At 69.9% G+C, this 11,569-nt stretch carries 9 protein-coding genes and 1 pseudogene; 6 read left to right on the plus strand and 4 right to left on the minus strand.

The genetic code is table 11. The features are described from left to right. Positions 1-190: 190 nt before the first annotated feature. The 4 genes from KY493_RS08185 (at position 191) to KY493_RS08200 (ending at position 7,223) form a co-directional block, all read left to right on the plus strand. Positions 191-676 (plus strand): RNA polymerase sigma factor, encoded by a 486-nt coding sequence (locus KY493_RS08185; RefSeq protein ID WP_055808252.1) that lies wholly within the window; start codon positions 191-193, stop codon positions 674-676. A gap of 10 nt (positions 677-686) precedes the next feature. Then, positions 687-1,694: a FecR domain-containing protein gene (locus tag KY493_RS08190; protein WP_055808249.1), complete on the plus strand. Its 1,008-nt coding sequence runs from the start codon at positions 687-689 to the stop codon at positions 1,692-1,694. Positions 1,695-1,758: 64 nt separating this feature from the next. Then, the gene (locus KY493_RS08195; protein ID WP_055808247.1) at positions 1,759-4,716 is read left to right on the plus strand and encodes a TonB-dependent receptor; all 2,958 of its coding nucleotides are present in this window, start codon (positions 1,759-1,761) and stop codon (positions 4,714-4,716) included. Further along, positions 4,716-7,223 (plus strand): prolyl oligopeptidase family serine peptidase, encoded by a 2,508-nt coding sequence (locus KY493_RS08200; RefSeq protein ID WP_082503527.1) that lies wholly within the window; start codon positions 4,716-4,718, stop codon positions 7,221-7,223. Before KY493_RS08195 ends, KY493_RS08200 begins: the two co-directional genes overlap by 1 nt. Here KY493_RS08200 and KY493_RS14625 read toward each other — a convergent pair. The 4 genes and pseudogenes from KY493_RS14625 to KY493_RS08215 form a co-directional block, all read right to left on the minus strand. Next, positions 7,224-8,768 (minus strand): annotated as a pseudogene (locus tag KY493_RS14625) (asparagine synthase-related protein); the annotation flags it as partial. Further along, positions 8,765-9,457, minus strand: coding sequence for a lasso peptide biosynthesis B2 protein (locus tag KY493_RS08205; RefSeq protein WP_055808242.1), 693 nt, complete (start codon positions 9,455-9,457; stop codon positions 8,765-8,767). The gene KY493_RS08205 and the pseudogene KY493_RS14625, both read right to left, overlap by 4 nt. Next, on the minus strand, positions 9,445-9,762 hold the full coding sequence (locus tag KY493_RS08210; RefSeq protein WP_055808240.1) for a hypothetical protein: 318 nt from the start codon (positions 9,760-9,762) through the stop codon (positions 9,445-9,447). Before KY493_RS08210 ends, KY493_RS08205 begins: the two co-directional genes overlap by 13 nt. Before the next feature lie 71 nt (positions 9,763-9,833). Next, complete coding sequence (locus tag KY493_RS08215) at positions 9,834-10,445, minus strand: GntR family transcriptional regulator (protein WP_255567831.1); 612 nt, start codon at positions 10,443-10,445, stop codon at positions 9,834-9,836. Positions 10,446-10,701: 256 nt separating this feature from the next. On the opposite strand from KY493_RS08215, the gene KY493_RS08220 reads away from it, so the two are divergent. Together KY493_RS08220 and KY493_RS08225 are read left to right on the plus strand one after the other, a co-directional pair. Continuing rightward, positions 10,702-11,202 carry a helix-turn-helix transcriptional regulator gene (locus KY493_RS08220; protein WP_201462405.1) on the plus strand — a complete coding sequence of 167 codons (501 nt, stop codon included), beginning with the start codon at positions 10,702-10,704 and terminating at the stop codon, positions 11,200-11,202. Between the two features lie 59 nt (positions 11,203-11,261). Further along, positions 11,262-11,522, plus strand: a complete 261-nt coding sequence (locus KY493_RS08225; RefSeq protein ID WP_055808235.1) for a helix-turn-helix transcriptional regulator — start codon at positions 11,262-11,264, stop codon at positions 11,520-11,522. The last annotated feature ends 47 nt before the right edge of the window (positions 11,523-11,569 follow it).

Consider the following 11,569-nt stretch of genomic DNA (forward strand, 5'->3'; position numbering starts at 1 on the left):
TTCATGCTCGCCAGGCCGACCTACGCGTCGGCAGGGGCTTGGAATCCCCTGTGCGATATCTTCTTCGACGACCCACGCGCGGCGTGGCTGTCGCTGACCGGATCACCGTGTCAGGCGTGTGAGCGCCTGCGCCCGGCTGTCCGTTCGCGCCCCGGATTCCAGCCGTCTGAATTGCGGTCGGAGAGGCAGGGTGAGCGAAGCGAAGCCATTGCAAGCGGAGGTCGGCGGCGGCCTGGACGGCCTGTACCGCCGCTACGCTGCGTGGTTGAACCGTCGCCTCCGGGCTCGGATCGGTCCGGACGATGCGGCCGACGTCGTGCAGGAAACCTATATCCGCATCGCGCCCTTCGCCGACGGCGGGATCGCCCATCCCCGCGCCTTCCTGCTCCGGGTCGCCCTCAATCTGGTGCGCGATGACGCCAAACATAGGCGCCGTCGGCCAAGCGACGCCGACCTCCAATCCCCCGAATCCGAAGGCGCGCCCCAGTTCGATCAGGTTCTGCTCGCCCAGATCATACGATCCATGCCGCAACTCTACCGCGACGTCTTCGTCTTGAGCCGCTTTGACGGTATGACGTATCCCGAGATCGCCAAGGAGCTCGAGATCAGCGTCAAGACGGTGGAGTGGCGGATGTCCAAGGCGCTCGACTACTGCGCGCTGCGGCTGGACCTTTAGGCGAAGACTGATGACGACCGAGGCTGACGCCGACATCAGACGCAAGGAGACCGCCGACTGGTTCGCGCGGCTCAACCAGCGCAAGGTCACCACGGCGGACGTGAAGGCGTTCAGCGCCTGGCGACGGGACTCCAGGAACGCCGAGAGTTTCGACCGCATGCAGGCGATGTGGGACGCGAGTCGCACCCTGGCCGACCAACCCGAGATGGCCGCGCTTTCGGCGGACGCCCGGACCCGCGCCGCCTCCCGCCGCAGGGCCCGCCCCCGCCTGCTCGGTGTTCTCGCCCCCGTCGGCGCCGTCGGCGCCGCGATCGCGGCCCTGTCCGTGGGCTGGTGGTTGTGGTCAGCGCAGCAGCCGACCCCCTATCTCACCCAGGTCGGCGAACGCCGCGTCGTTCAACTGGCCGACGGCTCGACGATCACGCTCGACACGGACTCCAGGATCGACGTTCGCCTGACCGGGGGCCGCCGGCTGGTCACCCTCGTCACGGGCCAGGCCCGGTTCGACGTTGAGGGCGACCCGGACCGGCCGTTCGTCGTCAAGGCCGGCGACACCGAGGTTACGGCCTTGGGCACGAGCTTCGACGTCCGGCGCTTCGGGACGGGCGCACGCGTGGTGCTTGTCGAGGGCCGGGTCGATGTGCGCGAGGGCGAACAGGCGGACCGGCGCTGGTCGATGCAGCCGGGACAGCAGCTGGTGACGTCCGTCCCCCGACCCCGGGTGGTCACGACCGATCTACCCGCGGCGACCAGCTGGGCGGCGGGCCGACTGACCTTCCACGAAACGCCGATCGGCGTCGCCGTGGCTGAGGTCAACCGCTACACCCGTCATCCGATCGAACTGCGCGCCGGGGACATTTCCTCCATCCGGGTGAGCGGGGTGTTCGACGCCGGCGACGTCGAGGGTTTCGTGGCGGCGCTGCGCGACCTCTATCCGCTCACCGCCGAACGGGCCGAGGACGGTCATGTGGTGCTTTCGGGCGCATCGAAAAATAATCTGACCCCGGACTTAGGGTAAGGCCCGCGACCGGTCGTCTCCTCCCGGTCCCGCATCAATGCGGATAAGAAACCGGGGGAGACACATGAGACAGGGCTTCACTTCAACGGCGCTCGCGGCGCTTCTGATGGCGTCGGCGACGCCGGTCTGCGCCCAGCAGGCCGAGTCCGCGCGTCGCTTCGACATCCCGGCAGGGCCGCTGGCGCGCACCCTCCCCGCCTTCGCTCGCCAGAGCGGTCAGCAGATCCTCTATCCGAGCGCCCTGGTGGCGGACCGGGCCTCGGCGTCACTTTCGGGCGACTATTCCGTCGAGACGGCGCTGGCGCTGCTCCTGCGCGACACCGGCCTGACCTATCGACGGAGCCGGCCCAATGTGTTCGTCCTCATCGACCCGTCGCAACGCGCCGAGGCCGAACAGCTGGAAGCCGTCCAGCTGGACGAGGTCGTCGTCACGGGCAGCCTGCTGCGCGGGGTGCTCGACGGCCCCTCGCCGGTGGTGGTCGTCAGCCGCGACCAGATTGATCGCGACGGCCACGCGACCGTCGCTCAAGCCCTGGCGGCGCTGCCGCAGAATTTCGCAGGCACCGCCAATGACGCCACCCTCAGCAACGGCGGCGACCGCAGCGGCACCAACGCCAACTACTCCAATGGGGTGAACCTGCGCGGCCTCGGCAGCGACGCGACCCTGGTGTTGGTCAACGGCCGGCGGATCGCCGGGACCGGCTCCAAGGGCGATTTCGCCGACGTCTCGTCGATTCCGACGGCCGCCGTTGAGCGGATCGACGTCCTGCTCGACGGAGCCTCGGCTCTCTACGGCGCCGACGCCGTGGGCGGGGTCATCAATGTGGTCCTGCGTGACGACTACGACGGCGCCGAGACCAGAGCGCGCTACGGCACGGCCGCCGACGGCGCCTTCTCCGATGTCCTGTTCGCCCAGACGATCGGGCGGCGATGGGGCAGCGGCAGTCTTATGGGCGTCTACGAATACCAGGACCGCGAAGCCCTGCCCGCGGCCGAACGCGATCGCGCGGGTGACGCCGATCTGCGCCGCTTCGGCGGATCGGATCGCCGACTGAACTACAGCAACCCCGGCAACATCATGGTGATCGACCCGGCGTCGGGCGCCTATGTCTCCGCCTTCGCCATCCCGGGCGGTCAGGACGGGACCAACCTGGCTCCGGGCGATTTCCTGCCGGGGCAGGAGAACCGCACCAATCAGCGGTTCGGCATGAACGTCTTTCCGCGGCAGACCCGCCATATCGCCTATCTGGCGGGACGGCAGGATCTCGGCGGCCGGCTGACCCTGTCCGGCGACGCGCGCTGGGCCCGGCGCGACTATGAGACCCGATCGTCGCCGATCGCCACGCTGCTGACCGTCAACCGCAATAACCCCTTCTTCGAATCCCCGACGGGCGCGAATTCGCACCTGATCGCCTATTCCTTCGCCGGTCAGACGCCCAACCCGGTGCAATCCGGGGAGGTCGAGACCCTGTCCGCGACGATCGGCGCCGATCTCGACCTGGGCGGCTCGTGGCGGTTGTCGAGCTATCTCGCCTACGGCGCGGAAGAAGCCGGCTTCGGGTCGTCGGGCACGCTGCAATCGACCTATCTGCGCGAGGCGCTGGGCGCCTTGGCGGACAATCCGGCCACGGGCTACAGCGCCGCCAGGGACGGCTTTCTCAATCCGTTCGGGGCGGGGAACGTCAATCCGCAGGCCGCGCTGGACTTCATCACGGGCGGCTGGACCCATCTGTGGAGCGAGAGCCGCATCACCACGGCGAACGTGATGCTGGACGGCGACCTGTTGGAGCTGCCCGGCGGCCCGTTGAAACTCGCGGTCGGGGCGGCGCTCCGGCGCGAGAATTTCGACCGCAAGGTGGACAGTTTCACCTCCGGCATCGCGCCCGTCCTGGGCGCGCTGAACGCCAGCGAGCGCGACGTGGCGGCGGTCTATGCGGAGGCGCGGATTCCCCTGTTCGGGGCCGGCAACAGCCGTCCGGGACTGGAACGGCTCGAACTGTCGCTGGCGGCCCGGTTCGAGGACTATGGCGATGTCGGTCAGACGACGAGCCCCAAGGTCGGTCTGGTCTGGGAACCCATGGCGGGCGCGCGCCTGCGGGCCAACTACGGCCGGTCCTTCCGGGCGCCGGCCCTGCGCGAGGTGAATGACGCGGCGACGGCCAGTCCCTCGATCCTGCCCCGCGGACCCAACCAGATCCTGACCATGATCCTGTATGGCGGCAATCCGGATCTGGAGCCCGAAACCGCCGACACCTGGACGGTTGGGGGCGATTTCGAGCCCGCCTCGGTTCAGGGTCTCCGGATCAGCGTCAACGCCTTCCGCACGGATTTCGAGAACCGGATCGGCCAACCGGCTCTGGAGAACATCCTCACCGCGCTGAGCGACACCACCCTGAGCCCGTTCGTTCGGATCATCGATCCGGCCACCAACGCCCAGGATCGCGCCGACATGCAGGCGATCCTCGATTTGCCGACCACCAACCTGCGTGACCTGTTCCCGGCCACCGATTACGGCGCCATCGTCGACGCCCGCTACGTCAACACCGCCAGCGTCCAGGTCCAGGGCGCCGACCTCACGGTCGCCTACGCCTTCGCGGTCGGCCCTGACGCCTTCGATCTGACCAGCAGCCTGACCTGGCTGGAGCGCTTCGACGCCCGGGCCACGCCCACCTCCCCCGTGGTCTCCCAGCTGGATCGACCGAACTATCCCGTGGGCCTGCGGGGTCGCACCCATCTCAGCTGGACGAGGGGCCCGCTCACCCTCGGCGGAGCGGTGGATCATGTCTCCGACTACGCCGACACCTCCGGGCGTCGCATCGGCTCCTGGACCACGGCCGATCTTCAGGTGCGCTATGCGCCGGAGACGGGTCCGATCGCCGGGACGGCCGTCGCCCTGACGATCCAGAACCTCTTTGACCGTGATCCGCCCTTCTACGACGCGCCCGAAGGCGTGGCCTATGACGCGGCGAACTCGGACGTCATCGGCCGCTACGTCTCGCTCCAGCTGACCCGGAGCTGGTGATGCACCGCACAGTTCTGATGCTCGGCCTTGCGGCCGGGCTCGCCTTCGCTTGTCCCGCGCTCGCCCAGTCCTCCGGCCCTTTCACCATCGACGCCCTGCTGCGTCAGGAGAGTCTCGGCGATGCGCGCGTCAGTCCGGACGGCCGCTGGATCGCGCTGGAACGCCGGGCGCGCTACGACCGCGCGCCCTCCTACAAGCTGTCCAGGGACACCGACCGCCTCCTCAGCGCCGTCCAGATCGTGGACGCGCGCTCTGGCGAGGTCGTCCGCACCCTGGAGACCCCGGACCATTCCGCCGGCTATACGGCTGGACGGTTCTCGCCCGACGGTCGCCGGCTGATCGTCTACGAGCTGACGCCGGACAGCTGGCGGCTGGGCGTCCTGTCGCTCGAGACCGGCGCGGTCCGTTGGACCGCGCTCGCGCCGGAAGACCCGCGGCTCGGGCTGACGGCGCTCTGGCGAACCGTCGACGAACTGCTCGTCGTCGTGCAGCCGGGCGGACAGCTGCCCGAGATCGCCCGCACCGGCTTCCAGGCCCAGGACCGTATCGCGGCGCTCTGGGCGGCGACAGCGTCCGGCCGATCCGTCGGCGGCACCTTCATTCCGAGCGGCTCGGCCCGCGACACCCGCGAACATCGCCCACCGTTGTCGCTCCTCCGCCTGGATGTGCGTAGCGGCGCGCAGACGCCGCTCGCCGCGGGTGCGATCTTCGATCTCGCCCTGTCGCCGGACGGCGCCCGTATCGCCGTGCTGGAGGACCGCGAGGATCTGCAGCCCGATCCCGATCGCCCGGTCCTGGTCGGCGACCCGATCCGCCGACGCGCCCTGCGCCTGATCGACATCGACACCGGCGCCGAAACCCGGATCGACCCCGCTCTCGATTACGGCCCCTATCTGATGGCGTGGAGCCCCGACAGCCGTCGGCTTCTCGCCTTCGCGCGCCACGTGGGCCAAGCCGGCTTCGAGCGGTCCGGCGCCTATGTCGCGATCGGGCTGGACGGCTTGGTCTCCAGGTTCGCGGACAAGCCGGCGACGGAGCGAAGCCCGTGGGACGAACCGGTGGCGCTGGGCGGCTGGCTCGGCGACACGCCCGTGCTCCGGGTCCTGGATGACGCCGGCGTCGCCCAATGGCGCGTGCCGGGCGGTCTCGCGCCGATCCCGGCCCAGACGGGCGATCGGCTCGTCGACTGGAACGGCGAGACCCGTATCGAGCGCGGCGACCGGCTTCTGTCCCTGAACGGAGGCCCGGACGTCGCCGGCCGGATCAGCGACCTCGGCGAGGCTCGCGACGCCGGCTTCCGCGCCGCCTATGTGCGCGAGGCGACCCCCGGCCGCACCCTGATCAGCGACGGCTGCGCCAAGGCCGCGATCGACGCGGCGCCGGTCTGCGTCTCGCCGCTGGAACCGGATGAAACCCGCGTCGCCTCCAGCCCTGACGGCGCCTTCGTCGTCGCCCGTCAGGACTCCGCCGACGGATCCGCCCGTTTCCGGCTCCATCGCGCCGACGCCGGCCTGACCCTGGCGGAGATCAACCTCGATCGCGCGACCTTCGACTGGGGCGAAATCATCGAAGTTGCGCACACCGGTCCTGCCGGCCAGGCGCTGAAGAGCTGGCTGCTCCTGCCGCCGGGATTGGCGGAAGGGGTCAAGGCGCCGCTGGTCGTCGAGGTCTACCCCGGCCGCGTCTCGTCGCGTCCGCCGTCACCGCTCACGCGCCGCTCCGCCATGCTCCAGAACAATCCGGCGGTCATCGCCGGGGGCGGCTATGCGGTTCTCTATGTCAGCCTGCCGAACCCGCCGGATGGGCGCTGGTCCGGCGCGGCCCTTGCCGCGCAGATCGACGCCATCGCCGATGCGGCCGGCGCCACTGGCCGGGTCCGGGCCGACCGCTACGCCCTGCTCGGTCACAGCTACGGGGCCTTCAATGTGCTCAACGCGGCGCCCCACAGCGACCGGGTCGCGGCGTTGATCGCCTCCAACGGCTACGCCGACCTGATCAGCGCCTTCGAACTGCCGCCCTTCTTCCGCTCCGCACCCGACGAGGGCGTGCCCATCGGCCAGCTGTCCGGCTGGGCGGAGACAGGCCAGGCGGCGATCGGCGCCTTCCCGGCGGACGCCGCCCGCTATGTCGAGATGAGCCCGCTGTTCTCGGCGGCGGACCTGCGGGCGCCGGCCCTGCTGATCGAAAGCGATCTGGAGCGGCCGCGCATGGGCAAGTTGTTCGGCGTCCTCTACCGACTAAACCGGGACGCGGCTCTGCTGACCTACTATGGCGAGGGCCATGTGCTCGCCAGCCCCGGCAACCTGCGCGACCTACACGCCCACATCCTCGACTGGCTGGCGCGCTACCTCGGTCCGGCGACGCGCGATCCGACCCTCCCAGTGGCGCGCCCAGGCCTCCAGGACGGCGGCCAGCAACGGGGCGTTGGCGCCCTCGCGCCAGAGCAGGCGGGCCGGGTCGAGATCAACCTCGAGCGTCGCCCGGTCGAGGACGCCCTGGGCCGCTAGTCGTCCCTCCAGGAGGAAGGCGGCGAGCGCCGGCGCGCTGTCCCGTACGACCTGGCCGTAGAAGTGGCTCAGATCGCCCTTGTCCCGCCGTTCGGCGATCAAGGGCGGCAGGCGCTCCGAGAAGGCCAGGCGGGCCAGGCCCCGGTCCCGTTCGCCCAGGGTCAGCCGGTCGGACGGCACGCCGAGGCAGTGTTCGACGACCGGCTGACTGAGGAAGGGATTGAGCAGCGGGGCCTGGCGCGCCCTCAGACAGTCCGTCCAGAACAGCTGACAGTTCACGAACCGCTCCAGCTGCCCCCGCTTGGCGGGCGCAAGCTCGGCCGCGTCGTCGAGCCACCGGTGACGCGGCCCCGATCCGGTCTGCGTCCGGCCGCGCACCGCCAGTCGGCCGACGGTCCAGGCGGAGTGGCGGGTCCAGCGGCCCACCGCCGCCAGATAGGCCGGATTGAGGGCGCGCAAGCCCTGGCGGCGGAACCGGTCGGCGGCGACGAGGGGATCCGGGGCCTGGAAGAAGACGCTGTCGCCGCCCTGTCCCGTCAACAGGCCGTCGGCGCCCAGCGCCGCCAGTCGGCCCGCGGCGTGCCGATCATAGGCCGGGTCCACCCCTTGGAGGGCGGGACGGAGTCCGGAGGCCAGAGTGGTGAAGTCCGCGTCGGAGATCGCCTCGACCGGCTTGCGAACGGTCTCGAGCGGAACGCCGCTCAGCGCCGCGGCCGCCTCCGCGTAACGACGCTCGTCGCCTTCGGCGTCGTCGCCATAGTAGTTGATGAAGACCGCGCGCTCGGCGTGCCCCGTCGCCCTCAGGCTTCCCGCCACGATGGCCGAGTCCAGTCCCCCGGAGAGTTCGGAGACCACCCGGCGACGCGAGCGCATGGTGCGGTCGATGGTGCGATCGACGACCCGCACGAGAGCGTCCGGGGCGTCGTCGGCGCCCCGACGGACGAAGTCGGCCGGCCGCCACAGGGGTTCGTCGGGAAGGTCTTGGTCCGGCCGGCTCCAGCAACCGGCGCCGACCGGCGTCAAACCTTGGAGGGGCAATCCGTCGGTCAGAAGCGAAGGCGTCGCCAGAAGGGCGCCCAGTTGTGGCCAGTCGATCGCGAGCGTGTCCGGCAAGACGGCGTCGAGCGCCGGCGGAGGACAGTCGGTCACCAAGGTGACGGGACCTCGCCGCCACCACACCACATCCACCGCTCCGGTCGGATCCCGCACCAGGTTCAGGTGGCCGTCGCGATCTCGCCAGACCATCAGATAGGCGCCCCAGCCTTCGCTCATGAGGCCCGCGCCGAGCGGGCGTCCTTCGGGGAAGCGGCCTGCGATCGCGGAAGGATGCGCGCCCTCCCCGCGCCATTCCCCGATCAGGGCATGGGCGCGATGAACCTGCGCGACGGGCCATGGGAAACGCGGTCCGGTCAGAATCCTCAGACCGAAGCCGTCGAGCCGCAGGGTCCAGCCGCTCCGCAGTAGCGCCGCCAGGGCCGCCTCGACGGCGGGATCGCGGGCGTCCGCGGCGTCGGCGACGAGGAGATAGCCGGCGTCGCCGCTCATCGCACCATGATCGGCGTGTAGGCCACGAGCCGCTCCACATCATCGTTGAGACAGACCTCGCCGACCTGCACCCAGCAATGGGCGGTGAACGGACACAGGCGCACGCCGAACACCCAGTCGGCCCGAAGCCCCTGACGCCGGAGAAAACGGACCAGCAGCGCCGACCGGACGAGGCATTCCCCCTCGATCGGCAAATAGGCCATCAGGGTCCAGAACCGCCGACCGGCCTCGATCGCGGCCATAGGGTCGTCACGAGGCTCGGCGCCGCCCAGACTGACATAAGGCGACAGGCCGGCCCCGCGCCGGGCGGCCCGCACCTCGTGCATCGCGCAGAGCCCCGGGATCAGGTCCCGCATCAGGTCCAGACGCCCTCCGGCGTGGATCACGGAACGCACCGGGCGAGCCGGCGGAACCCGGGGCTTCGGCGAAGGCTCCGCTCCGATCAACCCCGCCGCGATCAGGGCCGAGACGGGGCCGTTCATCCGGACGAGACCGCCTCCCGCGAGCCGCCGGCACAGGGCGGCGCCGTCCGGCAGGCAATGATAACCGTCGCCGCGCACGTCGAGCAGGACGGCGTCACCACCGACGCAGGCGTGGTGAACGTCCGGCGCGAAATACAGGCGCACGGCAGGGGCGGCGGCGTCGCCGCCGTCGCCCCCCGTCGGAGCCGTCGCGCTCAGGCGGTCCAACGCTCGACCGGGATCAGCTCGCGATTGCCGCTGGGCTGGTCCGCCCGCGTCTGCTCCGCGGCCCCGCCGATGCGGGCGACCGAGGGATCGACGTAGGTGTAGATCGGGTTGAGTTCCCGATTGTGCCCCGGGCCGTCGGCGCGGGTCTGCTCCATCGCGGAACCGAGCCCGACGATCTGGGTCGTGGACGCGTCGTCGTAGAAATAGAGCGGGATCAGCTCCATCTTTTCGACGCCGCCGCCGGCGCGGGTCAGTGCGCTGGCGCAGCCGAGCCCGATCAGGCCCGGAAGGGGATTGGTCTTCATGTCGTAGCCTCCTTGAACGGGGCCAAACGCCCCGCACCCTAAGCCAGCGCCCGCGAGGCTCTATATTCAAACTATATCTGTCCTATACTTTCGACAGATTGTCGCATGACTGCCACGACGGCGGTGGCGAGCGCCGATCTCTCTCGATGATGCAGATCGACCTCGCGCCGCAACGCGACGAGCGCGCCGTCCGCGACGTGGCGTTCGACACCGACGATCCAGGCCAGGTCCGGCGGCGCCAATTCGGCCGAGACGATCCGAATGGGTCGAAGCCGCAGCGTCAGGCGCCAATGGGTTTGCGCCAAGACCGCCCGCCCCGGCGACCGGACGAAGGCGGCGTAGAAGCGCTCCTCGCTCCTCTCGCCGACGCTCTGGAGCGCCACAGTCGTTCCGGCGGCGTCAAGAAGGTCGATCGCCAAATGCACCAGCCGCCGGTGGATTTCGTAGAGATCAACGATGTCGTCGGCGCTGGGACTGGGGGCGTAGTAGCCACGCCCGGGGCGATGTTCGATCAGACCTTCGCCGGCGAGCCGGGCCAGGGCCTCGCGCACGGGCGTCTGGGACAGTTCCAGTTCGGCGGCCAAGGCGGTGGCGACCAACGGCTCTCCCCAGCCGAAGCGGCCTGATCCGGCGAACGCCGCCAAGGCGGTCAGGGCGTCGTTATAGGGGTCTCGCGATCGCATCACGACCAACCCCCAGCGAGGGCGCTCAAGCCGCGACCCACGCCGAGTTCGGGTTGCGATGAGAATGCGACCATGTAATCGGCGACTTCCGCAAAGATTTCGCGTGCGACCCGCAGATATTTTGCGCAAATACACAAGGTTTATAAACCCGTTTGTTTCCCACCTTTCATTTGATGCACGGTTGCTTCATTTTTCAACCAGTAGGGGTGCGGTGCGCGCGAGTCGCGGTGCTCGGAAACGGAGTTAGAGCGACGTCATGGAGAGCGCCGACCGTCAGTCCCAGAGCGAGACCCTGTCCACCGCCCTTCGGCTGATCCGCACCCATCGTCGGCTGCGGGCGGCGGATGTCGCCAAGTCCATGAACATGGCGCTGCGCTCCTACGAGCATTTCGAGTCCGGCGGTGGACGCATCAACATCGAGCGCGTCCATCGTTTCGCCGAGGTCACGGACAGCGATCCCCACGCGATCCTCGCGGCGCTGGCGCTCGGGTCGCCCGCCTTCGCCTTGCGGTGCGCCGACAATAAGCTCGCCACCATTCTCGCGGTCGTGCTGCAGGAGTTCGACGAGGAGGCGGGCGACGCGATCGCGGAGCTGGAGTCCCTGACCATCATCAACACCTTCACCAAGGCCCTGCGCGAGCTGGCCGCGCAGTCCGTCCGCCGGGAGAGCGCGGCGGACGCCTGGCTTGAGGAACGGCGACATCGGCTCGTTTCCCCCACCGGAGACGACGGCGGCTCGGACAAGGGCGCACCGTAGATCCCGGGTGGCGGGCTTACGGACTGGTCCAAGGGTTCCATTCGGCGCCTCATGACCGGATGCGCCCGCTACCCGCCGACCCGCTTTCAGATTCCTCCACGCTCGACCGGCTTTCCGATCGGCAGAAGCAGTGCCTTGCCCTGGCCGCCGAGGGTCTGACATCGGCGGCGATCGGCGAAAGGGTCGGCCTGTCCGCCCGCACGGTCGATGAACATCTGATGGGCGCTTGCCGTGCGCTCGGGGTGCGGACGCGCGTCCAGGCCGTGGCGCGGCTCGCGGCCGCCCAGCGGCCGCCTGAACCCCGGACCTTCCTACCGTAAACGCCCGGCGGGAGGGTCGCGGGTCGCGGCGGCCGGGACTCATCGGC

This window comes from Brevundimonas sp. PAMC22021 (assembly GCF_019443405.1).
Lineage (GTDB): Bacteria > Pseudomonadota > Alphaproteobacteria > Caulobacterales > Caulobacteraceae > Brevundimonas.